27 protein-coding genes are annotated in these 25,120 nt (G+C 73.5%); 26 read left to right on the forward strand and 1 reads right to left on the reverse strand.

Annotated features, from left to right (window positions below):
* Positions 1-157 precede the first annotated feature (157 nt).
* The 21 genes from E8D37_RS13375 (at position 158) to E8D37_RS13475 (ending at position 19,834) form a co-directional block, all read left to right on the forward strand.
* On the forward strand, positions 158-1,435 hold the full coding sequence (locus E8D37_RS13375; RefSeq protein ID WP_240770417.1) for an ammonium transporter: 1,278 nt from the start codon (positions 158-160) through the stop codon (positions 1,433-1,435).
* Complete coding sequence (locus tag E8D37_RS13380; protein ID WP_136570271.1) at positions 1,432-1,770, forward strand: P-II family nitrogen regulator; 339 nt, start codon at positions 1,432-1,434, stop codon at positions 1,768-1,770. Before E8D37_RS13375 ends, E8D37_RS13380 begins: the two co-directional genes overlap by 4 nt.
* Before the next feature lie 191 nt (positions 1,771-1,961).
* Positions 1,962-2,300, forward strand: coding sequence for a P-II family nitrogen regulator (locus E8D37_RS13385; protein ID WP_136570272.1), 339 nt, complete (start codon positions 1,962-1,964; stop codon positions 2,298-2,300).
* A 121-nt stretch (positions 2,301-2,421) separates the two neighbouring features.
* On the forward strand, positions 2,422-4,656 hold the full coding sequence (locus E8D37_RS13390) for a [protein-PII] uridylyltransferase (protein ID WP_136570273.1): 2,235 nt from the start codon (positions 2,422-2,424) through the stop codon (positions 4,654-4,656).
* Between the two features lie 61 nt (positions 4,657-4,717).
* Positions 4,718-6,274, forward strand: a complete 1,557-nt coding sequence (gene ffh / locus E8D37_RS13395; RefSeq protein WP_136570274.1) for a signal recognition particle protein — start codon at positions 4,718-4,720, stop codon at positions 6,272-6,274.
* The gene (locus E8D37_RS13400; protein ID WP_136570275.1) at positions 6,271-6,642 is read left to right on the forward strand and encodes a hypothetical protein; all 372 of its coding nucleotides are present in this window, start codon (positions 6,271-6,273) and stop codon (positions 6,640-6,642) included. The genes ffh and E8D37_RS13400 overlap by 4 nt, the downstream gene beginning before the upstream one ends.
* Positions 6,643-6,698: 56 nt before the next feature.
* Positions 6,699-7,781, forward strand: a complete 1,083-nt coding sequence (locus tag E8D37_RS13405) for an amidohydrolase family protein (RefSeq protein WP_136570276.1) — start codon at positions 6,699-6,701, stop codon at positions 7,779-7,781.
* Positions 7,782-7,957: 176 nt separating this feature from the next.
* Positions 7,958-8,404 carry a 30S ribosomal protein S16 gene (gene rpsP, locus E8D37_RS13410; protein WP_136570277.1) on the forward strand — a complete coding sequence of 149 codons (447 nt, stop codon included), beginning with the start codon at positions 7,958-7,960 and terminating at the stop codon, positions 8,402-8,404.
* 5 nt (positions 8,405-8,409) lie between these two features.
* On the forward strand, positions 8,410-8,652 hold the full coding sequence (locus tag E8D37_RS13415) for an RNA-binding protein (protein WP_136570278.1): 243 nt from the start codon (positions 8,410-8,412) through the stop codon (positions 8,650-8,652).
* 139 nt (positions 8,653-8,791) lie between these two features.
* On the forward strand, positions 8,792-9,340 hold the full coding sequence (gene rimM / locus E8D37_RS13420; RefSeq protein WP_206055745.1) for a ribosome maturation factor RimM: 549 nt from the start codon (positions 8,792-8,794) through the stop codon (positions 9,338-9,340).
* Positions 9,341-9,342: 2 nt separating this feature from the next.
* A complete protein-coding gene (trmD, locus tag E8D37_RS13425) occupies positions 9,343-10,524 on the forward strand; it encodes a tRNA (guanosine(37)-N1)-methyltransferase TrmD (protein WP_136570279.1) in 1,182 nt (393 codons plus the stop codon).
* 212 nt (positions 10,525-10,736) lie between these two features.
* Entirely contained in the window at positions 10,737-11,087 is a 351-nt protein-coding gene (gene rplS, locus E8D37_RS13430) for a 50S ribosomal protein L19 (RefSeq protein ID WP_136570280.1), read from the forward strand.
* Between the two features lie 44 nt (positions 11,088-11,131).
* Entirely contained in the window at positions 11,132-11,965 is an 834-nt protein-coding gene (gene lepB / locus E8D37_RS13435; protein WP_136570281.1) for a signal peptidase I, read from the forward strand.
* Between the two features lie 6 nt (positions 11,966-11,971).
* Entirely contained in the window at positions 11,972-12,706 is a 735-nt protein-coding gene (locus tag E8D37_RS13440; RefSeq protein ID WP_136570282.1) for a ribonuclease HII, read from the forward strand.
* Positions 12,703-13,011 (forward strand): DUF2469 domain-containing protein, encoded by a 309-nt coding sequence (locus E8D37_RS13445; protein ID WP_136570283.1) that lies wholly within the window; start codon positions 12,703-12,705, stop codon positions 13,009-13,011. Before E8D37_RS13440 ends, E8D37_RS13445 begins: the two co-directional genes overlap by 4 nt.
* A 108-nt stretch (positions 13,012-13,119) precedes the next feature.
* Positions 13,120-13,668, forward strand: a complete 549-nt coding sequence (locus tag E8D37_RS13450; RefSeq protein ID WP_136570284.1) for a TadE/TadG family type IV pilus assembly protein — start codon at positions 13,120-13,122, stop codon at positions 13,666-13,668.
* Positions 13,669-13,739: 71 nt separating this feature from the next.
* Entirely contained in the window at positions 13,740-15,506 is a 1,767-nt protein-coding gene (locus E8D37_RS13455; RefSeq protein ID WP_136570285.1) for a hypothetical protein, read from the forward strand.
* A gap of 161 nt (positions 15,507-15,667) precedes the next feature.
* A complete protein-coding gene (locus tag E8D37_RS13460) occupies positions 15,668-16,054 on the forward strand; it encodes a YraN family protein (protein WP_136570286.1) in 387 nt (128 codons plus the stop codon).
* Positions 16,054-17,646: a YifB family Mg chelatase-like AAA ATPase gene (locus E8D37_RS13465; protein ID WP_136570287.1), complete on the forward strand. Its 1,593-nt coding sequence runs from the start codon at positions 16,054-16,056 to the stop codon at positions 17,644-17,646. The genes E8D37_RS13460 and E8D37_RS13465 overlap by 1 nt, the downstream gene beginning before the upstream one ends.
* Positions 17,643-18,842, forward strand: coding sequence for a DNA-processing protein DprA (dprA, locus tag E8D37_RS13470; RefSeq protein WP_136570288.1), 1,200 nt, complete (start codon positions 17,643-17,645; stop codon positions 18,840-18,842). Before E8D37_RS13465 ends, dprA begins: the two co-directional genes overlap by 4 nt.
* A gap of 104 nt (positions 18,843-18,946) precedes the next feature.
* Entirely contained in the window at positions 18,947-19,834 is an 888-nt protein-coding gene (locus tag E8D37_RS13475; RefSeq protein WP_168929765.1) for a tyrosine recombinase XerC, read from the forward strand.
* A 48-nt stretch (positions 19,835-19,882) separates the two neighbouring features.
* Here the strand turns inward: E8D37_RS13475 and E8D37_RS13480 are convergent, their stop codons facing one another.
* Entirely contained in the window at positions 19,883-20,449 is a 567-nt protein-coding gene (locus E8D37_RS13480; RefSeq protein WP_136570290.1) for a M23 family metallopeptidase, read from the reverse strand.
* A 419-nt stretch (positions 20,450-20,868) separates the two neighbouring features.
* Between E8D37_RS13480 and rpsB the strand changes: the two genes are divergently transcribed.
* The 5 genes from rpsB (at position 20,869) to E8D37_RS13505 (ending at position 25,107) form a co-directional block, all read left to right on the forward strand.
* The gene (rpsB, locus tag E8D37_RS13485) at positions 20,869-21,750 is read left to right on the forward strand and encodes a 30S ribosomal protein S2 (protein ID WP_136570291.1); all 882 of its coding nucleotides are present in this window, start codon (positions 20,869-20,871) and stop codon (positions 21,748-21,750) included.
* A gap of 94 nt (positions 21,751-21,844) precedes the next feature.
* Positions 21,845-22,657: a translation elongation factor Ts gene (gene tsf, locus E8D37_RS13490; RefSeq protein ID WP_136570292.1), complete on the forward strand. Its 813-nt coding sequence runs from the start codon at positions 21,845-21,847 to the stop codon at positions 22,655-22,657.
* 190 nt (positions 22,658-22,847) lie between these two features.
* Positions 22,848-23,561, forward strand: coding sequence for a UMP kinase (pyrH, locus tag E8D37_RS13495; RefSeq protein ID WP_136570293.1), 714 nt, complete (start codon positions 22,848-22,850; stop codon positions 23,559-23,561).
* Between the two features lie 94 nt (positions 23,562-23,655).
* Positions 23,656-24,210 carry a ribosome recycling factor gene (gene frr, locus E8D37_RS13500; protein ID WP_206055763.1) on the forward strand — a complete coding sequence of 185 codons (555 nt, stop codon included), beginning with the start codon at positions 23,656-23,658 and terminating at the stop codon, positions 24,208-24,210.
* 21 nt (positions 24,211-24,231) lie between these two features.
* A complete protein-coding gene (locus tag E8D37_RS13505) occupies positions 24,232-25,107 on the forward strand; it encodes a phosphatidate cytidylyltransferase (RefSeq protein WP_240770418.1) in 876 nt (291 codons plus the stop codon).
* Positions 25,108-25,120 lie beyond the last annotated feature (13 nt).

Genomic DNA, 25,120 nt, shown 5'->3' on the forward strand with positions numbered 1-25,120 from the left:
TAACACAACGAGGTAACTCGTTACCTGTGTGAAACAAACCCGGTGGAGTCGCGAAATCTGGGGTGACGAAGGTTTCGTCCGAACCGGGGCCGGTTCGCGATCGACAGTGCAGTCAGCCGCTCGAGCCCGTCCCCCTTCCGACTCACTGGAGGTATTGGTGGACGGCTACTCCGCCTTCATGCTGGTGGCGACTGCCTGGGTCCTCATGATGACCGCCCCGGCGCTCGCGCTTTTCTACGGTGGCATGACCCGCTCGAAGTCCGTGCTCAACATGATGATGATGAGCTACCTCGCGGTCGCCGTCGTCGGCATCGTCTACGTCCTCTGGGGCTGGTCGATGTCGTTCGGCACGGACGTCGCCGGCGGCTTCTTCGGCAACCCGGGGGAGATCTTCTTCCTCAAGGGCATCGGCGGTGACGGCTACGTGGCCGTGGCCTTCCAGATGACCTTCGCGATCATCACCGCCGCCCTGATCTCGGGCGCGATCGCCGACCGCGTGAAGATCTCGTCCTGGATCGTCTTCATGCCGCTCTGGGTCACCCTGAGCTACTTCCCGATCGCCCACATGGTGTGGGGCGGCGGCTTCATCTCCTCGCACTTCCCGGCGCAGGACTACGCCGGCGGTACCGTCGTGCACATCAACGCCGGTGTCGCGGGCCTCGTGCTCGCGCTCATCATCGGCAAGCGCGTCGGCTTCGGCAAGGAGCCGATGAAGCCCCACAACCTGCCGCTCACCATGATCGGCGCCGGCCTGCTCTGGTTCGGTTGGTACGGCTTCAACGTCGGCTCGATCGTCTTCGCCTCCGACGACGAGGCCGAGATGGTGCAGCAGTTCATCACCGAGACCGGCTTCACCTTCCTCAACACCACCCTCGCCACGATGGCCGCGATGATCGGCTGGCTGATCGTCGAGCGCCTCCTGCACGGCAAGATCACCTCGCTCGGTGCCGCCTCCGGCGTCGTCGCGGGTCTGGTCGCCATCACCCCGGCGTGTGGCGCCGTCACCATCGGTGGCGCCATCTGGATCGGCCTCATCGCCGGTGCCCTGTGCGCCTGGGCCGTCGGCCTCAAGTACGTCGTCGGCATGGACGACTCCCTCGACGTGGTGGGCGTCCACCTCGTCGGCGGTCTCGCCGGCACCATCCTGATCGGCATCTTCTCCAACGCCGACGCCCCCGGCGGCGTCGACGGCCTCCTCTACGGCGGTGGCCTGAGCTCGCTGGGCAACCAGTTCATGGCCGCCCTCATCGCGGTCATCTGGTCGGCCGTCATGACCGCCATCATCGGCTACGCGATCAAGTTCACCATGGGCTGGCGCGTGACCGAGGACGCCGAGGTCGAGGGCATCGACCTCGACCAGCACGGTGAGCAGGGCTACGAGCTCGCCCCCGGCCTGGGCGGCAGCACCCTGAAGGTCGACGGGAGCCACGCGTGAAGCTGGTGACCGCGGTCATCAAGCCGCACAAGTGGGAGGACGTCCGCGAGGCGCTGGAGAACTTCGGCGTCACCGGCATGACCGTCTCCGAGGTCTCCGGCTACGGGCGGCAGAAGGGTCACACCGAGGTCTACCGCGGTGCTGAGTACGACGTGGCCCTCGTCCCCAAGATCCGGATCGAGATCGTGGTCGAGGACGGCGACGCCGACGACATCGCGAACCTGATCGTGAAGACCGGCCAGACCGGTCGGATCGGTGACGGCAAAGTCTGGGTCAGCCCCGTCGAGTCCGTGGTGCGCGTGCGCACCGGGGACCGCGACGCGGCCGCTCTCTGAGCACCCGGACGCCAGCAGCGTTCCAGTGACGAAGACCGGGCCCGGCCCTCGCAGGAGGTCCGGGCCCGGTCCGTCTCACCCGTGCTCGGCGCGGGAGGTGTCCGGGTCGGTCCCGACTCGGGCATGATCGTGACAGACGTCGGGAGGCTGCCTCCCGACGGACCGGCAGCAGTCGGACGAGAGGGGAAACCATGAAGCTCGTGACCGCGGTCATCAAGCCGCACAAGTGGGAGGACGTGCGCGTCGCCCTGGAGGGTGTCGGTGTCACCGGCATGACCGTCTCCGAGGTGTCGGGCTACGGCCGTCAGAAGGGCCACACCGAGGTCTACCGCGGTGCTGAGTACGACATCGCGCTCGTGCCCAAGATCCGCATCGAGATCGCCGTCAACGACGCGGACGTGACGCCCGTCGTCGAGGCGATCGTCACCAGCGCGGCCTCCGGTCGCATCGGTGACGGCAAGGTGTGGGTGAGCCCGCTCGAGTCGGTGGTGCGCGTGCGCACCGGCGACAAGGACGACGCCGCTCTCTGAGCCCGCCCCTGAGCCCACGCTCGATGTTCCACGCTGACGCCCGCCCCCGCGAGCGTCCCGGCACCGCCGGGCACTCGCGGGGCGGGCGTCGCGCGTTCCACACCCCCGACGGAAGGGACCGATGACCGCCGAGGAGCGCACCAGGCGCACCGCCGAGGCCGACGCGCTGTGCGAGAGCGCCTACGAGAAGTCCGGGGGCACGCCGCACGGCATGGCCCTCGTGGCGGTCGGAGGCTACGGACGCCGCGAGCTGGCGCCGTTCTCGGACCTCGACGTCGTCCTCGTCCACGACGAGTCCACCGACCCGGGCGAGGTCGCCTCACAGGTCTGGTACCCGCTCTGGGACTCGGGGGTGAACCTCGACCACTCGGTCCGGCTGCTCCCCGAGATGCTGACGGCCGCGCAGGCCGACCTCAAGGTGGCCCTCGGCCTGCTCGACCTGCGCCACCTCGCCGGCGACCCCAGCCTCACGCTGCGGCTGCGCACGGCCGTCCTGGCGCAGTGGCGGCGCGACGCCCGCGACCGCCTCCCCGACCTCGCTGCGATGGTGCGCAAGCGCCACGAGCTGATGGGCGAGCTCGGCCACCGCTCGGTTCCCGACGTGAAGGAGTCGGCGGGCGGCCTGCGCGACGCCACCGTCCTCAAGGCCCTCACCGCGACCTGGCTGGTCGACGTGCCGCACGCCGAGCTCGAGGTCAGCCGCCAGCAGCTGCTGGACGTGCGCGACCTCGTGCACGGGGTGGCCGGCCGCGCGGTCGACCGCATCTCCCCGGAGATGTGGAGCGACCTGGCCACCGGCCTCGACCTCCCCGACGCGCGCAGCGCGCAGGTCCACGTCCGGGCCATCGGCCGGCGCATCACCCACCTGTCCCGCCTCACCTGGCGGCGCGTGGACGACGTCCTGCGACGGCCCCGCACCACCGGCCCGCGCCGGCCGCAGCTGACCACGGTCGCCCCTGGCGTCGCCCTCTCCGGGGCCGAGATCGTCCTGGACCGCGGCGCCGACCCGCGCAAGGACCCGCTGCTCCTCCTCCGCGCGGCCGCCGAGGCGGCCGAGCGCGACGTCCTGCTGGCGCCGCCCACGGCGGGGCGCCTGGCCCGGGACGCCGCCCCGCTGCCCGACCCGTGGCCCGACGAGGCCCGCCAGCTGCTGGTGCGCCTGCTCGCCGCCGGCCCGAGCCTCCTGCCCGTGTGGGAGACGCTCGAGGAGACCGGCGCCCTGAACAAGATCCTCCCCGAGTGGGAGCGCATCCGGCTGCTCCCGCACGCCTCGGCCATCCACCGGTTCACCGTCGACCGGCACGTGGTGGAGACCTGCATCGAGGCCTCGGCGCTGATCCGGCACGTGAGCCGGCCCGACGTCCTCATGGTGGCGTCGCTGCTGCACGACATCGGCAAGGGCGGGCTCACCGAGCACAGCGTCGCGGGGGAGCCCGTGGCCCGCGAGGTGGCGACCCGGATGGGGTTCGCGCCCGACTCGGTCGAGCTCATCGCGCAGCTCGTGCGCTGGCACCTCCTCCTCTCCGAGACCGCCACCACGCGCGACCCCGACGACCCGGCGACCGTGGAGCTCGTCGTGCGGCACGTGGGCAGCCCCGAGGCGCTGGAGCTGCTCACCGCCCTCACCCAGGCCGACGCCAGCGCCGCCTCCCCGCAGGCGTGGTCCTCGTGGCGCTCCCAGCTCGTCCTCGACCTGTCCCGGCGGGTGGGCCGGGCGCTGGAGGAGGGCCGGATGCCGACGGCGCCGGAGGTGCCCGACACCGACGTGCCCCGTGAGGTCCTCGAGGGCGGCTTCACGATCACGGCCGAGGCCGGCGAGGCGGGGGGCTCGCTCGTCCACGTCCTGGCCCCCGACCGGGTGGGGCTGCTGGCCGACCTGGCCGGGCTGTTCGCGCTCCACCGCATCCCGGTCCGCTCCGCGCGCGTCTGGCACCAGGACGGGGTGGGCGTGTCCCACTGGCACCTGGGCCAGGAGTCCGTCGACGTCGGCTTCCTGCGCAGCAAGCTGGCCGCCATCTTCGAGGGGCGCGTGGAGCCCTCCGAGCGGCTGCGGATCCACGACCCGGCCCGGCTCGCCCCCACGGTCCAGGTGCGGGGGGACGCCTCGCGCACCTCGACCGTCCTGGAGGTGCGGGCCGCCGACCAGCCGGGCGTCGTCTACCTGGTCTGCACGACGCTGGCCGCCATGGACATCGACGTGCGCAGCGCCCACGTCGACACCCTCGGGCCGCAGGCGGTGGACGTGTTCTACCTCCAGGAGGCGGGCGCCGGCGCGCTCTCGGAGCTGCGGGCGGCCGACGCGGCCCACGCCGTGCGTGCGGCCCTCACGGGCGGCAGACCCACCGAGGGTCGGTAGGCTGTGACCTCGCGCCGGACTCCGGCGCGCGCACCACCCACCGACTCCACGAGGGACACCTGTGTTCGCCACCCTGTCCGACCGGCTCGCCGACACCTTCAAGAACCTCCGGGGGAAGGGTCGGCTCTCCGAGGCCGACATCGACGCCACCGCGCGTGAGATCCGCATCGCGCTGCTCGAGGCCGACGTCGCCCTGCCCGTGGTCAAGGAGTTCGTGGCCGCGGTCAAGGAGCGCGCCCGCGGCGAGGAGGTCAGCGGGGCGCTGAACCCCGCCCAGCAGGTCGTCAAGATCGTCCACGACGAGCTGGTGACGATCCTCGGTGGCGAGACCCGCCGCCTGCGCTACGCCAAGACCGGCCCGACCGTGATCATGCTCGCGGGCCTCCAGGGCGCCGGCAAGACCACGCTGGCGGCCAAGCTCGCGCTGTGGCTCAAGGAGCAGGGCAAGACCCCGCTGCTCGTCGCCTGCGACCTCCAGCGCCCCAACGCCGTCAACCAGCTCCAGGTCAACGGCCAGCGCGTCGGCGTGCCGGTGTTCGCCCCGGAGCCGGGCAACGGCGTCGGCGACCCCGTGGCGGTCGCCCAGGCCTCCATCGAGGAGGCCAAGCGGACGCTGCACGACGTCGTCATCGTCGACACCGCCGGTCGCCTCGGCATCGACGCGGAGCTGATGCAGCAGGCCGCCGACATCCGGGCCGCCGTCAACCCCGACGAGGTCCTCTTCGTCGTCGACGCGATGATCGGCCAGGACGCGGTCACGACCGCCCAGGCGTTCCTCGAGGGCGTCGGCTACGACGGCGTCGTCCTCACCAAGCTCGACGGCGACGCCCGCGGTGGTGCCGCGCTCTCGATCGTCTCGCTCACCGGCAAGCCGGTCATGTTCGCCTCCAACGGCGAGAAGCCGAGCGACTTCGACCTGTTCCACCCCGACCGGATGGCCTCCCGCATCCTCGACATGGGTGACGTCCTCACCCTCATCGAGCAGGCGGAGAAGGCCTTCGACGCCGAGCAGGCGGCCAAGGCCGCGGCGAAGCTCAGCGGCCAGGGCGGCGAGTTCACCCTCGACGACTTCCTCGAGCAGATGCAGCAGCTGCGCAAGCTCGGCTCGATGTCGAAGATCATGGGGATGCTCCCGGGCATGGGGCAATTCCGTGAGCAGCTCGAGAACTTCGACGAGCGCGAGATCGACCGCATCCAGGCCGTCATCTACTCGATGACCCCGGCCGAGCGCGCGAACCCCAAGATCATCGACGGCTCCCGTCGTAAGCGCATCGCGGCCGGCTGCGGCCGCACCGTCACCGACGTCAACCAGCTCGTCGACCGGTTCTTCGAGGCCCGCAAGATGATGATGTCGATGGCCCGCGGCGGCGGCATGCCGGGCATGCCCGGGATGCCGGGCATGGGCATGCCGGGCGCCGGCAAGCGCGGCAAGGCCAAGCAGCAGCCCAAGCGGGGCAAGGGTGCCAAGCGCGGCTCCGGCAACCCCGCCAAGGCAGCGGCGAAGAAGTCCGGCAACCCGGCCGCGACGGGCAACCCGTTCGGCGGCGGCGAGATCGACTACGAGAAGGCGGCGGCCGAGCTCAACCTGCCGTCCGACTTCTCCAAGTTCTTGAAGTGAGCCTGACCGTCGTCGTCGACGGCGCCAACGTCGTCGGCGCCCGGGCGGACGGCTGGTGGAAGGACCGGGCGGGTGCCGCGCTGCGCCTGCACGAGGCGCTGCTCACCGCGGACGTCCCCGGCGACGAGGTCGTGCTCGTCCTGGAGGGCGGCGCCAAGGCCGGCGTCCGGGCGGGCAAGGACGCGCACGTGCGCACCGTGCACGCGCCGAAGGACGGCGACTCCACGATCCTGGCGGAGGCCCGGCGGGCCGTCGACAAGGGCCGGCGGGTGCTGGCCGTGACCGCGGACCGGGCGCTGGCCGCGAACCTGCACGGCGTCGGCGCGGACGTCGTGGGGCCGACCTGGCTCCTCGACCAGCTCGGCTGAGGGACGCACCGGCCGAGGCGCCCCCGAGGGGCGGCCCACGGCGCTAGGTTCGGACCATGAGCGTGATGCGGTTCACCGGTCCGGTCCTGCCCGACGGCGAGAGCCGCGAGGTCCACGTCGTCGACGGGCGGGTGACGTTCGAGCCGCACCCGGGCGCGGACGTGGTGGCGAGAGGCTGGATCGTGCCGGGCCTGGTCGACGCCCACAACCACCTCGGCCTCGAGGACGGCGGCGCCGTGGAGGACCCGGCCGAGATCGAGGCCCAGGCCGTCGCCGACCGCGACACCGGCGTCCTCCTGCTGCGCGACTGCGGCTCGCCCGCCGACACCCGGTGGGTGCAGGCCCGCGAGGACCTGCCGGTGCTGGTCCGGGCGGGCCGGCACGTGGCGCGCACCCGGCGCTACATCCGCCACTACGCCCACGAGGTCGAGCCGGAGGACCTGGCCGCGGCCGTGGCCCGCGAGGCCCGCGCGGGCGACGGTTGGGTGAAGCTGGTGGGGGACTGGATCTCGCGTGAGACCGGTGACCTCTCGCCGTCCTTCGGGCCCGACACGTTCGCCTCCGCGATCGAGGCCGCCCACGTCGAGGGGGCGAAGGTGACCGCCCACTGCTTCGGCCGCGAGGTGCTCCAGGGCCTCCTGGACGCCGGGATCGACTGCCTCGAGCACGGCACCGGCCTCTCGACCGACCAGCTGGACCAGATGGCGGCCTCCGGCGTGGCCCTGGTCCCGACCGTCCTGCAGACCGGCAAGTTCCCGACCTTCTCCGCGCAGGGCCGCGACAAGTTCCCCGCGTACTCGGCGACGATGGACGAGCTGTACGCGCAGCGCCGCGACGTCCTGCTCGCCGCCCACGAGGCCGGCGTCGACCTGTTCGTCGGCTCCGACGGCGGCGGCACCGGCCGGCACGGCTACCTGGGGGAGGAGATCGCCGCCATGGTCGGGATGGGCCTGCCGGCCGCGGACGTCGTCGCCGCCGCGTCCTGGAAGGGGCGCTCGTGGCTGGGCTTCGCCGGCGTCGAGGAGGGCGCGCAGGCGGACTTCCTGGTGCTCGACCGCGACCCGCGGCTCGACCCCTCGGCCCTCACCGAGCCGGTGTGCGTGGTGCTGCGCGGGCGCGTGGTCGCGGGCCGTGGCTGACCTGCGCCGGCGGATTGGCCCCGGTGCGGGGCCGCATGGCAACATGGGCGGCTGAGTCCTGCCCCGGGGGAACCCTCTCACTCCGCCGAGGCAGAGCCCATCGGGCCCTCGCCACGGTATCCCCACCTGGAAGCGCGGGCTCACACCACACGACCTCTAGAGGAGACACCACAACCGTGGCCGTCAAGATCCGTCTGAAGCGCCTGGGCAAGATCCGGGTGCCGCAGTACCGCATCGTCATCGTCGACTCCCGCAAGAAGCGCGACGGCAAGGTGATCGAGGAGATCGGCAAGTACCACCCCAAGGAGGACCCGTCGTACATCGACGTCGTCTCCGACCGGGCGCAGTACTGGCTGGGCGTCGGCGCGCAGCCGACCGAGGCCGTCGAGGCCATCCTCAAGATCACCGGTGACTGGCAGAAGTTCAAGGGCCTCCCGGGCGCCGAGGGCACCCTCAAGGTCGCCCCGCCGAAGCCGGACAAGCTCGCCCTCTTCAACGAGGCGCTCAAGGAGGCCCACGGCAGCAACGCCGAGGCCGTGACGCCCGCGAAGAAGGCCGAGCCCAAGGCCGAGAAGGCCGAGGAGAAGGCCGAGGAGCCCGCCGCGACCGAGGGCGAGGCCTGAGCGTCGTGCTCGCCGAGGCCCTCGAGCACCTGGTGCGCGGCGTCGTGGACAACCCCGACGAGGTGAGCGTCCGCGACAAGCAGCTGCGTCGCGGCTCCGTCCTCGAGGTCCGGGTCCACCCGGACGACCTCGGGAAGGTGATCGGCCGCCACGGCCGCACCGCCACGGCGTTCCGCACCGTGATCAGCGGCCTCGCCGGCAAGGACGGTGCGCGCGTCGACTTCGTCGACACCGACCGTCGTCGCTGAGCCGCCACCCGGCACCAGCACCGACCCGCGTGACGCAGCTCCGACTGCGTCACGCGGGTCGTCTGCGTTGAGGGCCCGCGCCCGTCGACGTCCCGAGCCCACCCCGTCACACCCGGCCACACCACCAGTCAGGAGCACCGTGCCCGAGACCATCGAGGTCCTCGTCGGACGCCTCGGGAAGCCGCACGGCATCCGCGGCGAGATCACCGTCGACGTGCGCACCGACTCGCCCGAGCTGCGCTTCGCCCCCGGGGCGGTGCTGCGCGCGCAGGCGCCCCGCGGCTCCGCCTGGACCGGCACGAGCCTCACCGTGCGCCGTGCGCGGTCGCACTCCGGCGTCCTGCTGGTCTCCTTCGAGGAGGTGGCCGACCGGAGCGCCGCGGAGGCGGTCCGTGGGGTGCTCCTGCACGCCACGCTCCCCGCGGACGAGCGGCCGGAGGACCCCGAGGAGTTCTACGACCACCAGCTCGAGGGGCTGACGGTGCTCGACACCGAGGGCGTCGAGCACGGCACCGTCACCCGGCTCGTGCACGGGGGAGCGCAGGACCTGCTGGCCGTGCGCACGGCCCACGGGGAGCGGCTGGTGCCGTTCGTCACCGCGCTCGTGCCCGAGGTCGACCTGGACGCCGGCCGCGTGGTCGTGGCCGACCGGCCGGGCCTGCTCGTGCCGCTGCCCGACGAGGACTGACCGTGCGGCTGGACTACCTCTCGATCTTCCCCGACTACCTGAGCCCCCTGCAGCTCTCGCTGCCGGGCAAGGCCGTCGCCAGCGGGCTGCTGGAGCTGCACGTCCACGACCTGCGCGACTTCACCCACGACCGGCACCGCACCGTGGACGACACGCCGTACGGCGGCGGCGCCGGCATGGTGATGAAGCCCGAGCCGTTCGGTGAGGCCCTGGACGCCCTGGCCGTCGACGGTGCGACCGTCGTCGTGCCCACGCCGTCGGGCCGGCCTCTCACGCAGGCGCTGGCGGCCGACCTGGCGACCCGGGAGCGGCTGGTCTTCCTCTGCGGGCGCTACGAGGGCATCGACCAGCGCGTCCTCGACCACGTCGGGACCCGCGCCGAGCTGGTCGAGGTCTCGCTGGGCGACTACGTGCTCAACGGCGGCGAGGTGGCGGCGCTGGCCGTCACCGAGGCCGTCGTCCGGCTGCTGCCCGGGTTCATGGGCAACGCCGCCTCGCTGGAGGAGGAGTCCCACACGGACGGGCTCCTGGAGTACCCCGTCTACACCAAGCCGGCCACCTGGCGCGGCCACGAGGTCCCGCCGGTCCTCCTGAGCGGCAACCACGGCGCCATCGCGGCCTGGCGCGAGGAGCGCTCCCGCGAGCGGACGGCGGAGCGCCGACCCGACCTGCTCCACGCCAGCGCGCTCGCCGGCGGCGAGGAGGGCGGCTGGGAGATCGTGCCCGCCGTGCCCGCCGACGCCCCGGAGCTGCTGACGCTCCAGCTGGCCTGCTGGGTGACCGAGGCGCTCGTCAACGACGACCTGGCCATCCCGCCGCTGCACGAGGGGCTGGACGACGTCCTGGCCGGGATCGCCGGGTGGGACACCTACGTCGTGCGGGTCGCCGGGCGGCTCGTCGGGTCCGTGCGCGGCCGACGCGACCCCGAGGAGCCGACCACCTGGGAGGTGGGGCGGCTCATGGCGGCACCGGACCTGCGGGGCCGGGGCCTCGGCCGGGCGCTGCTCGCGCACGTCCAGGCCGTGGCACCGGGGGACGTGGAGCGGTACCGGCTCTTCACGGGGGCCCGCTCCGAGGCCAACCTGCGCCGCTACAAGCGGGACGGCTTCCGGGTGACCGAGACCCTCGACGGCCGCTCGGGGCCCGTCGTCCTGGTCAAGCCGGTGCGCCGGCGGGGCCGCTGAGCAGCGCCGGAGGATTTCGGGGCGCCCGCCACGCTGTGGCAGACTCAACCCTCGGCCTGGTCGGCCGAAGGACCGCCCCGAGGATCGCACGGGGGGTCTGCGTCGCGCTCCTGCCACAGGGGGTGCTCGGCGCCGCCGGCCCCGTGCACCGGGCCACCACCGAATCTGCACCTGATACCGCGGCTGACCTGTGGCAACCGTGAGGAGAGATCATGACCAACCTCGTCTCCGCGCTCGGCGACAGCATCAAGCGCGACGACCTCCCGGCCTTCCGCGCCGGTGACACCGTCAAGGTCCACGTCAAGGTCGTCGAGGGCAGCCGCTCCCGCGTCCAGGTGTTCCAGGGCGTCGTCATCCGCATCCACGGCGCGGGCATCGGCCGCACCTTCACCGTCCGCAAGGTCTCCTTCGGCGTCGGTGTCGAGCGCACCTTCCCGCTGCACTCCCCGATCTTCGAGCAGATCGAGGTCGTGACCCGCGGTGACGTCCGTCGCGCCAAGCTGTACTACCTGCGCAACCTGCGCGGCAAGGCTGCCAAGATCAAGGAGCGCCGCGAGGCCTGAGCCCCCTGGGCTCCCTCCCGCGCCCGCGTGCGAACCTACGCACCGTGAGCAGCGAACTCCCCGACACCCCGGACCCCGCGGTCCGGGGTGTCGGCGTTCCCGGGGGTGGCGCCGCCCGCAGCCTGCTGCGCGGCGTCCTGGTCGTGGTGGCGGTGCTGGCGGTCGCGGCCCTGACCCGCACCTTCGTCGTCGAGGCGTTCTACGTGCCGAGCGGCTCGATGGAGCCGACGCTCCAGGTGGGCGACCGGCTCGTGGTGGAGCGGTGGGGCTCCTGGCTGGGGGAGTCGCCCGAGCGCGGCGACGTCGTCGTCTTCACCGACCCCGGTGGGTGGCTCGAGGACGACGGGGTGGACACCGGCTCCGGCGGCGTCCTGCAGGGGGCCCTGAGCGTCCTGGGCCTCGCCTCCAGCGACGACCACCTGGTCAAGCGCGTGGTCGGGGTGGCTGGCGACGTCATCCACTGCTGCGACGACCGCGGCCGCCTGGAGGTCAACGGGGTGGCCGTCGACGAGACCGCCTACGCCCGGATCGACGACACCGACTGCTACGGCCCGATGACCGGCACCTGCGACTGGACCGCCGGGCCGGTGCCCGACGGCATGCTCTTCGTCATGGGCGACCACCGCGACGCCAGCGCCGACTCCAGCACCCGGATGTGCAGCGACGCGGTGACCGACTGCGTCGAGGGGCACGAGTGGGTGCCGGTGGACGACGTCGTGGGCCGCGTGCTGACGGTGGCCTGGCCGCTCGGCGACGCCGGCGCGCCCGCGGGCGGTGAGGCGCTCGCCGCCGTGCCCGCGGCCGAGGCGTCGGAGTCCTCCGGGAGCACCGAGGACCCCTCGGGCGCGGCCACCGCGTCCGCCGGGGCGGGGGAGTAGCCGGTCGTGTCGGTGCGGCCGAAGGGCGTCACCGTGCGTCGGGACGCCGGCCTCTACGGCTACGAGCGCGCGCTGCGCCGCCGGGGGATGGACGTCGTCGCCGGGGCCGACGAGGCCGGGCGGGGAGCGTGCGCCGGGCCGCTGGTCGCCGCGGCCTGCGTGCTGCGCCCCTACGGCGAGGTCCCGGGGCTGGCCGACTCCAAGCTGCTCACGGCCCGGGCGCGCGAGCGCTGCTACGAGCAGGTGGTCCGGCGGGCGCTGTCGTGGTCGGTGGTGGTCGTCGGGCACGAGGACTGCGACCGCCTCGGCATGCACGTGGCGAACGTCCAGGCCCTGCGCCGCGCGGTCGCGCTGCTCGACGTCCGGCCCGACTACGTGCTCACCGACGGCTTCCCCGTCGACGGGCTCGGCACGCCCACCCTGGCGGTCTGGAAGGGCGACCGCGTGGCGGCCTGCGTCGCGGCGGCGTCCGTGATCGCGAAGGTGACGCGCGACCGGATCATGACCGACCTCGACGCCGTCCACCCGGCGTACGGCTTCGCCGTGCACAAGGGGTACGTGACGCAGGAGCACACCGAGGCGCTGGCCGCGCACGGCCCGTCGCCCGTGCACCGGTTGCGCTACGTCAACGTCCGACGCGCCGCCGGTCTCGACCCGCTGCCCGAGGGCCGGGTGCTCACCACGGGCGGGCACAATGGCGCCAGGACCGAGCGACGGCCGAGTGGTGAGGAGCCAGCGTGAGCACGGAGGACCTGGAGCGGTACGAGGCGGAGATGGAGCTGACGCTCTACCGCGAGTACCGCGACGTCGTCGGGATCTTCAAGTACGTGGTGGAGACGGACCGCCGGTTCTACCTCTGCAACGCGGTCGACGTGAAGGCGCGCACCGAGGCCGGTGAGGTCTTCTTCGAGGTGACGATGACCGACTGCTGGGTCTGGGACATGTACCGCCCGGCCCGCTTCGCCAAGGGCGTCAAGGTGCTCACGTTCAAGGACGTGAACGTCGAGGAGCTCAGCCCTTCGGACATGGATCTCCCGGAGAAGTAGTCCGAACGGACCATCTTGCGCCCACGGGGCTGCGTGCCGTCCTAGCCTGACGGGAGTCCCCGGGAGCCCCCCACCCCGGGTAGCCGCCACGAGCCCGGAGGAGGGCCCATGCCCGGCGTCAGCCCCCTTTCCCGCGTCGTCCCCCAGCGGCGCAGGCGCCCTTCACCCCATTCCGCAGCGCAGTCCGCACCGCAGCCCGCACCGCTGGCCGGCCCTGCCGGCGGCACGGAACGGGGCGCCGCGGCCGTCGAGCTCGCGCTCGTCCTCCCGCTGCTCCTGCTGGTGCTGTTCGGGATCTTCACCTACGGGATGATGCTGTCCTTCCGGCAGGGCCTGAGCCAGGCCGCCGACGAGGGCGCCAGGGCCGCGGCCGTCGCGATCTCGGACTCGGTGCGCCGCTCGAACGCGCAGGACGCCATCAACGCGGCGCTCGACCCCTACGGCGTCACCTGCGACCTCGGCACGCAGAAGCTCAGCCACGACGGCGCCGCCGCGGGGGCCTGCTCCCTGGTGGAGGGCACCGCCACCTGCGCGTCCTGCGTGGAGGTGACCCTCGACTACTCCTACGACGCCAACCCCGTCTACCCGGTGCTGCCCTTCACGGGCATCGTCGTCCCGGACTCCATGGGTGTGGAGTCGCAGGTGAGGTACCAGTGAGGGCACGGCGACCCGGCGCGCCCCGGGAAGGAGGCGACGACCGAGGCGCCGTCCTGCCGATCGTGGCGATCATGCTGACGGTCATCGTGCTGTCGGCGGCCTTCACCGTGGACCTGGGGATGCAGCGCGTCGTCCGGGCCGACGTGCAGCGGGTCGCCGACGTGGTGGCCCTCGACATGGCCCGCGAGATCCGGGGGCGCACGGTCGCCGAGATCCAGGCGGACGCCACGGCCTGGGACGCCGCGCTGGCGGCCGCGACCGCGCGCAACTCCGACATCCTCGGCGACGCGCCCACCGTGACCTACCGGCTGGTCGACGTCGACCCCACCACCGGCGCGGTCAGCGACGCCGCCACCGCCGACGTGCCCGACGGGGTCGAGGTGAGCGCCAGCGGCTCGGTCTCCTTCGCCTTCCGCCCCGGCAGCGGCGGCGCCACGCGCACGGCGGTGGCCGCCGCCGAGCCACAGGCGTGCTTCTCGGTGGGCTCGTACGTGGCCGGCGTCGACACGAACGACGCCGCCGTGCTCGACGCGGTGCTGGGGGAGGTCCTCGGCACCGGGGTCAGCACCAGCCTCGTCGGCTACCAGGGCCTCGCGACCGCGGACGTCTCCGCGCTCGCGGTGGCCCAGGAGGTGCCGGCTCTGTCCGCGCTGCTCACGGCCGGCTCCCGCGAGGAGGTCCTCGACACCCAGGTGGGCGTCGGGACGCTCGTCACGGCGATCGTCGCCGCCGCGAACAGGGACAGCACGCTCTCCTCGCAGGCCCTCGCGCTCGGTGCGTCCCTGGCGGCGCACGCCTCAGCGCTGGGCACGATCAGCCTGGGCGAGCTGCTCGGGGTCACCGGCGGGGGCACCGCGGCGCTCACCGCGGAGGTGAACGCCCTGGACCTCCTGGTCTCGACCGTCCAGGTCGCGAACGGGGAGTACTTCCTGGACGCCTCCGACATCGCGCTCAGCACGGCTGCCGTGCCGGGCACGTCCTCGCTGGCGAGCCTGGGGCTCACCGGGGACCTGCACGCGATCCCGGCCCCCTCCACGTCGTGCGGCCCGGTGGGGACCACGGCCGACACCGCCTCGGTCTCCCTCGACGACCTGACGCTCGCCGCCACCGTGACGCCCCTGAGCCTCGCCGGCCTCACGTCCGTGACCGTCGACCCGGTGGGACTCACCCTCGACGCCGACACGGCGCGGGCCACCGCGCAGCTCACCGACGTGGAGTGCGTCGGCGACACCGGCACCGCCGAGGGCATCGACGCGGCCGTCGCCTCGACCGCCGTCGCGCTCAGCGCGGCGCTGGAGCCGGTCGGCGTGCACGCGACGGCGTCGCTCACTCTCGGGCCGCTTTCGCTGCCAGTCACCCTCACGTTCGAGCTCGAGCTTTCGCCCGAGCCGAGCCTCGCCACGGTTCCTGCCGGCTACGGGGCCGCGCAGTCCTTCCGCAGCCCTCCAGGCTCCTACGGCACCGCCATGTCCTTCGGTTCGGGGTCCCTGATCCAACGGCTGGACGCCGATTCGCTGACCGTGGGCGGCAACGTGGTGGTCACGGTGGCCGGGGTGGACACCGCTCTCCAGCTGACCGACGGGGTGCTGACCGGCACAGCGCCCACGGGCCTGAGTCTCTCGCTCCTTCAGACGGCCGCAAATCCGCTGCTGGGCACCATCGTCAACGGCGTGGGTTCTGTTCCTGGCGTCCTCGAAGATGTTGTGAACCCGCTGCTGGAGACGGTGAACGGCCTGCTGGCCGGTCCGCTGCACGACGCGCTGGGGCTCACCATCGCGGGCGCGGACGTGTACCCGCTGCCCAGCCCGGACTGCGACGACATCGCGCTGCGGGGCTGAGCCGCCCGCTCCCCGGCTCGTACTGGGTTCGTTCTGGGGCTCGTCCTGGGGCCACTTGTCGTGCACAGGTGGGCCCGCGGACGGGGCGGTCCACAGGCATCGCAGGGTCGCCCCCGCGCCGACTCGTCGGCGGACAGCCTGGGCCCCGAGGAGGTCCAGCGATGACGACAGCGACGAACGACCCGGCCCACCCCACCGCGGGGCAGGCGCTGGGGGCGTACGGGGAGCGGGTGGCCGCGACCCACCTGCGCGAGCAGGGGATGGTGGTGCTCGACCGCAACTGGCGCTGCGCCCAGGGCGAGATCGACCTGGTGCTGCGCGACGGCGACACGCTCGTGGTGTGCGAGGTGAAGACCCGCACGGGGAGCACGGGCGGGACGCCGCACGAGGCCGTCACCCCGACCAAGCTCGAGCGCCTGGTCCGGCTGGGGGAGTCGTGGCAGGTCGAGCACGGCCTGCGGGCCCCGAACCTGCGGGTGGACCTCGTGGCGGTCCACCACCCGCCCCGCGGCGCGGCGCAGGTCGAGCACGTGCGGGGGCTGGTCTGATGCCCTTCGCGACGGCCCGCACCGTCTCCCTGCACGGCGCGGTCGGGCACGTGGTCCACGTCCAGGCGGACGTCTCGCCCGGCCAGGTCGGGACGACCCTCGTCGGCAGGCCCGACCAGGCGCTGTCGGAGGCGCGCGACCGCTGCCGGATGGCGATCATCAACTCCGGCCTGCACTGGCCGGCGACCAAGCGGATCACCGTGCTGCTCTCCCCGGCGGACCTGCGCAAGAGCGGGACGCACTACGACCTGGGCATGGCCCTGGCCGTGCTCGCCGCCGACGGGTCGCTGCCGCCGGAGCACCTCGACCACACGCTCTTCGTCGGCGAGCTCACGCTCGACGGCGGGCTGCGCCCGGTCGCCGGCGTGCTGCCGATGGTGCTGGCCGCCCGCGAGGCCGGGCTGCGGACGGTGGTGGTGCCGGAGCCGCAGGCGGCCGAGGCCGCGCTGGTGCCCGGCACGAGCGTCTTCGGGATGCGGTCGCTGCGCCAGGTCGTGGCCCTCGTGCTGGGGGAGCAGGTGCCCGAGGCGCCGCCCGTGGCCTCGAGCGCGGGCGCCTCCGTGCTCGCCTGGCGGGGCTCCGCCCGGCACGAGGAGGTGGACATGGCGGACCTGCTGGGGATGGCCGACGCCCGGTACGCCGTGGAGGTCGCGGCGGCCGGTGGCCACCACCTGCTGCTCTCGGGGCCGAAGGGGGCCGGCAAGACGACGCTCGCGGAGCGGCTGCCCACGATCCTGCCCGACCTCAGCGACGAGGAGGCGCTGGAGCTGACGGCGCTGCAGTCGCTGGCCGGCGTCCTGGACACGTCGGCCGGGCTGGTGCGCCGCCCGCCCTACGCCGCGCCGCACCACGACGCGAGCAAGGCGAGCATCGTCGGCGGCGGGAGCGGCCACGTCCGCCCGGGCGAGCTCTCCAAGGCCCACACCGGCGTCCTCTTCCTCGACGAGTTCCCGCTCTTCCGCGCCGACGTCATCGAGGCGCTGCGCGAGCCGCTGGAGAACGGCGAGATCACGGTGGCCCGCAAGGACGAGCTCGTCACCCTCCCGGCCCGGGCGCTCGTCGTCCTGGCCTCCAACCCGTGCCCGTGCGGGGAGTACCGGGCCGACGCCCGGGTCAGCCGCTGCTCGTGCCGCGAGGTGGCGCGGCGCGACTACCGTGCGCGCGTGACCGGGCCGGTGGCCGACCGGATCGACATCACCCGGCACGTCGAGCCGCTGGCCCCGCACGAGCGGCGCGACCTGTTCGAGCGCCCCGAGTCGTCCTCGGTCGTGCGCGGCCGTGTCCGCGCGGCCCGGGACCGGCAGGCGGCGCGGTACGAGGGCCGGGCCTGGCGGCTCAACGGCCACGTGCCCGGCGCAGCGCTGCGCGAGGAGTGGCCGCTGACAGGCCCGGCGGACGACGCGCTGCACGGCGCGGTCGCGGACGGCCGGCTCACCTCCCGGGGCGCGGTGCGGGTGCACCGGCTCGCGTGGACCGTCCACGACCTGGCCGGCGGGGAGGGGCCGCCCGGCCGCGACGAGGTGGAGGTCGCCCTCCGTCTGCGCCGGGGCGAGCCCCTGGACGTACGGACCGTGAGCGGGGCGCTGGGATGACCGGGACAACGGGCAGCGGGCCCTCCTGGCAGGAGCGCGAGGCGGACCGGCTGATCCGGGCCACCCTGTCGCTGGTGGGGGAGCCGGGCGACCTGCGGATCACCGAGGGCGTCGCGCTCGTCGGGCCGGTCGAGCTCCACCGACAGATCCGCGACGGGACGGCCGCCGACGGGCTCGCCGACGACGTCCGGCTGCGCACGGCCGAGGCGGACGCCCCGCGGGCGCTGGAGCTGGCGGAGCGGACGGGGACCCGCTTCGTGGTCCCGTGGGACCCCGAGTGGCCCCGCAGCCTCGACGCCCTGGCCTGGAGCGGGTCCGCGCACGAGCGCGGGGGCGTCCCCGTCGGGCTGTGGGTGCGCGGTCCGCTGCGGCTCGACGAGCTGGGGCGGTCGGTGGCGGTGGTCGGCTCCCGCTCGGCCACGACCTACGGCACCGGGCAGGCCGGCGCCCTGGCGCACGACCTCGGGCGGGTGGGCGTCCCCGTCGTCTCCGGCGGGGCGTTCGGCATCGACGTGGCGGCCCACCGGGGCGCGCTCGCGGGCCGGGGCCGGACGGTGGCCGTGCTCGCCTGCGGGGTCGACCGCGTCTACCCCCAGGCCCACGAGCACCTGCTCGAGCACTGCGCGGCCGAGCACCTCCTCGTCTCGGAGACGGCCCCGGGCCTGCCGCCCAGCCGCATCCGCTTCCTGTCCCGCAACCGGGTCATCGCCGCCCTGGCCGTCGGCACGGTCGTCGTGGAGGCGGCGCTGCGCAGCGGGGCGCTCTCGACCGCGCACTGGGCCACCCGCACCGGCCGGCACCTCATGGGCGTCCCCGGGCCGGTCAGCTCGCCGCAGTCCGCCGGGGTGCACCGGCTGCTGCGCGACGGGGAGGCGGTGCTGGTCACGAACGCCGAGGACGTCCTCGAGGTGACCGGGCACGCGGGGGAGCACCTCCTGCCGGTGCCGCCCAGCCCGCAGACCGTCCGGGACCGGCTCACGCCCCGCCAGCGCCAGGTGCTCGAGGCGCTGCCCCGGCACCACGCGGCGCGGCTCGCCGAGATCGGCCGGGCCGCGGGCGTCAGCACCCTGGGGGTGACGACCGCGCTGGGCACGCTGGTGCGGCGGGGGCTGGTGGAGCAGGACGGCCCGGGCTTCCGACTCACCGGCGCGGACGCCGACCGGCTCGACGAGACGCTCCTAGACTCCTCGGCGTGAGCGCGGCGCAGACGGGGGCGGGCCCGGAGGGGCAGCCTGCTGGCCCTGCCGACGACCAGCCGCACGACCAGGCCGACCTCCTCCCGGAGTCGTGGGCCTCGCTCCTGGCGGCCTACGAGCGGCACCTCGTCGCCGAGCGCGACCTCAGCCCGCACACCGTCCGCGCCTACTCCGGCGACGTGGCCTCCCTGCTCGAGCACGCCACCCGCTCCGGGGTCGTCGAGCCCGGCGGGCTGGACCTGCGGCTGCTGCGCTCCTGGCTGGCGCTCCAGCAGACCCGCGGCGGGGCGCGCACGACCCTGGCCCGGCGGGCGACGGCCGCGCGGGTCTTCACGGCCTGGCTCGCGCGCAGCGGGCGGGTCGCGGCGGACCCGGGCGCCTCACTGGCCAGCCCGCGGGCCCACCGCACCCTGCCCAGCGTGCTGCGCTCGGACGAGGCGGAGGACCTGCTCTCCGCCGCCCTCGAGGCGGCGGACGACGGCAGCCCGGTCGGCCTGCGCGACGTCCTGGCGCTCGAGCTGCTCTACGCCACCGGGATGCGGGTCGGCGAGCTCGTCGGCCTCGACGTGGACGACGTGGACGCCGACCGTCGCCTGCTGCGGGTGCTCGGCAAGGGCCGCAAGGAGCGCACGGTGCCGTTCGGGGTGCCGGCGGACCGGGCGCTGCGCGCCTGGCTGCGCGACGGGCGACCCGCCCTGGCCACGTCCGGCTCGGGGCCGGCGCTCCTGCTGGGAGCCCGCGGGGGGCGGCTGGACCAGCGCGCGGTCCGCACGCTGGTGCACCGCCGGATCGGTCAGGTCCCCGGCGCACCCGACATCGGCCCGCACGGCCTGCGCCACTCCGCGGCCACGCACCTGCTGGAGGGCGGCGCCGACCTGCGTGCGGTCCAGGAGCTGCTGGGGCACGCGTCCCTGGCGACGACCCAGGTCTACACGCACGTGAGCACCGACCGGCTCCGCCAGGCCTACCGCCAGGCGCACCCGCGCGCCTGAGCAGCCGCGGTCGCGCCGACGGCGCGCAGGACACGCAGCGGCGGGCCGTCAGCCCGTCCACCGCCACGCGGACCAGGGCAGGGCGTCGGGGCGCGAGGCCCCCACGGGGCTCACCGCCGGCGACCAGGCCCCGTCCGCGGACCCGCCCCACGGCAGCAGCCGGACCCGCACGACCCCGAGGAGCGAGAGCGGGTCGAGGTAGACGTCGGACCCGGACGAGGCGTCGACCAGGCCCCAGTGCAGGCAGGCGGAGGGGGCGCAGTGCGAGCCCGCACCGGACAGGGAGCCCAGGGGCGCACCCGCCGTCACCTCGTCGCCTCGGACCACGTCGGCGACCACCGGTTCGTAGGTGGTCCGCCGGCCGTCCCCGAGCGAGACCACCACGACGCCGCGACCCGCCACCGACCCGGCGAAGGTGATGGTCCCCGCCACGGCGGAGCGGACGGTCTGCCCGGCCGAGCCGTCCAGGTCGACCCCGCGGTGCCCGGCGGCGTAGGGGGAGGGCGGCGCCTCGAAGCCGCGGACGACGCTCGTGGGCGCCAGCGGCCAGACGCCGGCCGGGTCGGCGAGAGGCCCACCCGTGAGGGCCGCGGCGAGGAGGAGGGAGGAGAGCATGGGGGGAGCCTCCGCCCGGTCACGTCCCCGTGGCGCCGCCCCGGTCCGGGCTGGGGAGGGACGGCCCGCGGTGGCAGGCTGTGGAGGGCTCCGGCCCGGGTACCCGGCCCGGCGTCCGACGGATTGGTCTGACCAGGCACGGAGCGCGTACTCTTTCCGGTGCAGTCCGCCAGGACTGACTACGCACGCCCGCACTCCGCGCAGGCGCCGCCCTCACGGGTGGTCCGGCACGGGTGCCGGACCTCGGTCCTCACCGCCTCGGCGGGGAGGTGGGACGGCACGCGGGCGTCAGGGTGCGGGGCGCCTGCCGCCGCACGACAACCACAACGACCGGGACCGTCCCCGGTGCGTCCTGGCCCTCGGGAGGGGGCTCGGCAAGGGCGCGCGCACGAGGACGGGACCCACAGGAGAGAATCACCATGGCAGTCGTGACCATGCGCCAGCTCCTCGAGAGCGGCGTCCACTTCGGGCACCAGACCCGTCGCTGGAACCCCAAGATGAAGCGCTTCATCATGACCGAGCGCAACGGCATCTACATCATCGACCTGCAGCAGTCGCTGTCCTACATCGACCGCTCGTACGCGTTCATCAAGGAGACCGTCGCCAAGGGCGGCACCGTGATGTTCGTCGGCACGAAGAAGCAGGCCCAGGAGGCGATCGCCGAGCAGGCGACCCGCGTCGGCATGCCCTACGTCAACCAGCGCTGGCTGGGCGGCATGCTCACCAACTTCCAGACCGTGCACCAGCGCATCCAGCGCCTCAAGGAGCTGGACGAGCTCGACTTCGACGACGTGGCCGGCTCCGGCCGCACGAAGAAGGAGCTCCTCCAGATGAAGCGCGAGCGCGACAAGCTCGACAAGACCCTGGGCGGCATCCGCGAGATGACCAAGGTCCCCTCCGCGGTGTGGATCGTCGACACCAAGAAGGAGCACCTGGCCGTCGAGGAGGCTCGCAAGCTCCGGATCCCGATCATCGGCATCCTGGACACCAACTGCGACCCCGACGAGGTCGACTTCCCGATCCCGGGCAACGACGACGCCATCCGCGCCGTCGGCCTGCTGACCCGCGTGATCGCCGACGCCGTCGCCGACGGCCTCATCTCCCGCTCCGGCGGGAAGGCTGCCGCCGAGTCCGGCGCCGAGGAGCCCCTGGCCGAGTGGGAGCGCGAGCTCCTCACCGGTGAGGCCGAGAAGCCGGCCGAGGCCGCTGCCGAGGCCCCCGCCGCCGAGGCGCCCGCCGAGGCTGCTGCCGAGGCCCCCGCGGAGGCCGCCCCGGCCGCCGCCGAGGACGCCACGGCCTGAGCCACCTCCGCCGCCGCCCGTGGGTTCCTGCCCACGGGCGGCGGCGACCCTGCTTCCACCCACGCCACCTCTCCAACAGGACGGGAACCCCACCATGGCCAACTTCACCGCGGCGGACGTCAAGAAGCTCCGTGAGCTCACCAGCGCCGGGATGATGGACTGCAAGAAGGCGCTCACCGAGACCGACGGCGACTTCGACAAGGCTGTCGAGCTGCTCCGCGTCAAGGGTGCCGCCAAGGCCGCCCAGCGCGGCGCCGAGCGCGAGGCCGCTGCCGGCCTCGTCGCCACCTCCGGCGGCTCGCTGGTCGAGCTCAAGTGCGAGACCGACTTCGTCGCCAAGGGCGAGCCCTTCATCGCCGCCGCCCAGAAGATCGCCGACGCCGCCGCTGCCGCCCAGGCCGGCGACGCCGAGACCCTCAAGGCCGTCGAGCTCGACGGCAAGACGATCGGCTCGGTCGTCGAGGACCTCGCGATCACCATCGGCGAGAAGATCGAGCTGGGCCGCGTGGCCTACTTCGACGGTCCGGTCGTCGCCTACATGCACAAGCGTGCCGCCGACCTCCCGCCGGCCGTCGGCGTGCTCGTCTCCTACACCGGTGACGCCGACGCCGCGCGTGCCGCCGCGATGCAGATCGCCGCGATGCGCCCGCAGTGGCTGACCCGCGACGAGGTCCCCGCGGACATCGTCGAGAAGGAGCGCTCCATCGCCGAGCAGAAGTCGCGCGAGGAGGGCAAGCCCGAGGCTGCCATCGCCAAGATCACCGAGGGTCGCCTCGGCGGCTTCTTCAAGGAGGTCGTCCTCCTCGAGCAGCCGTCGGTGACCGAGAACAAGAAGTCGGTCAAGCAGGTCCTGGACGCTGCGGGCACCGAGGTCTCTGGCTTCGCCCGCTTCGAGGTCGGCGCCTGAGCGTCTGACGACACTCGTCGCCCCGGGCCCCGCGCCCGATGCTGACAGCCGCGAGCCGGCACCCCTGGGCAGTCGCCCCGGAGTGCCGGCTCGCGGCGTTCATCGGCTAGGTTGGGCGACCGGGCCACCGGCGTGACCGCGGCGGTGGACAGCCCCCCACCAGCACCACTCGCGAGACCTGGAGACCTTCTTGCCCGAGTACCAGCGCGTCCTTCTCAAGCTGTCCGGCGAGGTGTTCGGCGGCGGCCGCGTCGGCGTCGACCCCGACGTCGTCGCCACGATCGCCCGGGACGTGGCGGAGGTAGCCCGTTCCGGTGTCCAGGTGGCCGTGGTCACCGGCGGCGGCAACTTCTTCCGAGGCGCCGAGCTCCAGCACCGGGGCATGGACCGCGTGCGTGCCGACTACATGGGCATGCTCGGCATCGTCATGAACTGCCTCGCCCTCCAGGACTTCCTGGAGAAGCTGGGCGTGGAGACCCGCGTCCAGACGGCCATCACCATGGGCCAGGTCGCCGAGCCCTACATCCCGCGCCGCGCCATCCGGCACATGGAGAAGGGCCGCGTCGTCATCTTCGGCGCCGGCATGGGCATGCCGTTCTTCTCCACCGACACCGTCGCCGTCCAGCGTGCGCTGGAGTCCAAGTGCGACGCCGTGTTCTTCGCCAAGTCCGGGGTGGACGGCGTCTACGACGCCGACCCGCGGACCAACCCCGAGGCGAAGAAGTTCGACGAGATCACCTACGACGAGTGCATCACCCGCGGCCTCGCGGTCGTCGACCAGACCGCCTTCACCCTGTGCGCCGAGAACGACCTCCCGATGGTGGTCTTCGGCATGGAGCCGGAGGGCAACATCCCCCGCGTGCTCAAGGGTGAGAGGATCGGGACGCGGGTCGTCTCCGGCTGAGGCCGACGCCCACCCGACGGCACGCCGCACCCGCACCCAGACCACCACGCGGAGGACCCACGAGGGCTCCGCGAGAGAACAAGGAGCACCCGTGATCGACGAGACCCTCCTCGAGGCCGAGGACAAGATGGACAAGTCCGTCGGGGCGACGCGCGAGGAGTTCGCCGCCATCCGCGCCGGCCGCGCCCACCCGTCGATGTTCAACAAGATCGTGGTCGAGTACTACGGCTCGCCCACGCCGCTGCAGCAGCTCGCGTCCTTCACGGCGCCCGAGCCGCGCGTCATCCTCATCTCCCCGTTCGACCAGGGCGCGATGAAGAACATCGAGAAGGCCATCCGCGAGTCCGACCTCGGCGTCAACCCCGCCGACGACGGCAAGGTCATCCGCTGCGTCTTCCCGGAGCTCACCGAGGAGCGCCGCAAGGAGTACGTGAAGGTCGCCCGCACCAAGGCGGAGGAGGGCCGCGTGGCCGTCCGCAACACGCGGCGCTCGGCCAAGCAGGCCCTGGAGAAGCTCGACAAGGACGGCGAGGCCGGCGCCGACGAGGTGGCCGCCGCCGAGAAGCAGCTCGACGCGCTCACCAAGAAGCACGTCGACCACATCGACGAGATGCTGAAGGCCAAGGAGGCCGAGCTGCTGGAGGTCTGAGGACCTCCCCAGCCGATGCTCATGGCTCAGACTCCTCCCGCCGCACCGCCCGCCAAGGACCACGGCCGCGCCGGACGCGACCTCAAGGCCGCGTTCACCTCCGCCGCGGTCCTCCTGGCGGCGATCGCGGTCACGCTGCTGTTCTGGAAGGCAGCGTTCATGCTGATCGTCGTCGCGGCGGTCGTCGTGGCGGTGTGGGAGCTGGGCCGTGGGTTCGCGGTCAAGGGCATCGACCTGCCCGAGGAGCCGCTCATGATCGGCGGCGGGGCGATGGTCCTCGTCGCCTACCTGTGGGGCAGCGACGCCCTCGTGACCGCCACCGCGGTGACCGGCCTGGTGATCATGCTGTGGCTGCTGCGCCGCGGGATCGAGGGCTACGTCCTCAACGCCACCGCGGCGCTGTTCACGCTGGTCTACGTGCCGCTGCTCGGCTCCTTCGTGGCCCTGCTGCTCTCCGAGGGCGGGCGCACGGGCGGGGGGCTGGACGACCTGGGTGTCCGCGGGATCATCGTGTTCATCCTGGTGACGATCGCCTCCGACATCGGCGGCTACACCGCGGGGGTCCTCTTCGGGCGTCACCCCATGGCGCCGGTCATCTCGCCCAAGAAGTCGTGGGAGGGCTTCGCCGGGTCGCTGGTCTTCACGATCGGCTCCGGCATCGCGCTGGTGGTCCTGCTGCTGGACGGCCCGTGGTGGGTCGGCATCGCGCTGGGCGTCATCGCGGCCGTGATGGCCACGCTCGGCGACCTGTGCGAGTCGGTGATGAAGCGGGACCTGGGGATCAAGGACATGAGCCAGGTCATCCCGGGTCACGGCGGCCTGATGGACCGCCTCGACTCGCTGCTGGCCACGATCGCCCCGATCTGGCTGCTCCTGCACCACCTCGTCTTCCACTGAGCCGGCGCCGGTC

This window comes from Nocardioides sp. GY 10127, from assembly GCF_004919085.1.
Classification (GTDB): Bacteria; Actinomycetota; Actinomycetes; order Propionibacteriales; family Nocardioidaceae; genus Nocardioides.

What these genes read in the sequence shown, in the direction of transcription:
- E8D37_RS13460 (WP_136570286.1), top strand. Translation starts at nt 15,668, where the DNA reads ATGACGACAGCGACGAACGACCCGGCCCACCCCACCGCGGGGCAGGCG.
- dprA (WP_136570288.1), top strand. Translation starts at nt 17,643, where the DNA reads ATGACCGGGACAACGGGCAGCGGGCCCTCCTGGCAGGAGCGCGAGGCG.
- E8D37_RS13450 (WP_136570284.1), top strand. Translation starts at nt 13,120, where the DNA reads ATGCCCGGCGTCAGCCCCCTTTCCCGCGTCGTCCCCCAGCGGCGCAGG.
- E8D37_RS13455 (WP_136570285.1), top strand. Translation starts at nt 13,740, where the DNA reads ATGCTGACGGTCATCGTGCTGTCGGCGGCCTTCACCGTGGACCTGGGG.
- rpsB (WP_136570291.1), top strand. Translation starts at nt 20,869, where the DNA reads ATGGCAGTCGTGACCATGCGCCAGCTCCTCGAGAGCGGCGTCCACTTC.
- E8D37_RS13385 (WP_136570272.1), top strand. Translation starts at nt 1,962, where the DNA reads ATGAAGCTCGTGACCGCGGTCATCAAGCCGCACAAGTGGGAGGACGTG.
- E8D37_RS13505 (WP_240770418.1), top strand. Translation starts at nt 24,232, where the DNA reads ATGGCTCAGACTCCTCCCGCCGCACCGCCCGCCAAGGACCACGGCCGC.
- E8D37_RS13465 (WP_136570287.1), top strand. Translation starts at nt 16,054, where the DNA reads ATGCCCTTCGCGACGGCCCGCACCGTCTCCCTGCACGGCGCGGTCGGG.
- E8D37_RS13405 (WP_136570276.1), top strand. Translation starts at nt 6,699, where the DNA reads ATGAGCGTGATGCGGTTCACCGGTCCGGTCCTGCCCGACGGCGAGAGC.
- E8D37_RS13480 (WP_136570290.1), bottom strand. Translation starts at nt 20,449, where the DNA reads ATGCTCTCCTCCCTCCTCCTCGCCGCGGCCCTCACGGGTGGGCCTCTC.
- rplS (WP_136570280.1), top strand. Translation starts at nt 10,737, where the DNA reads ATGACCAACCTCGTCTCCGCGCTCGGCGACAGCATCAAGCGCGACGAC.
- E8D37_RS13390 (WP_136570273.1), top strand. Translation starts at nt 2,422, where the DNA reads ATGACCGCCGAGGAGCGCACCAGGCGCACCGCCGAGGCCGACGCGCTG.
- tsf (WP_136570292.1), top strand. Translation starts at nt 21,845, where the DNA reads ATGGCCAACTTCACCGCGGCGGACGTCAAGAAGCTCCGTGAGCTCACC.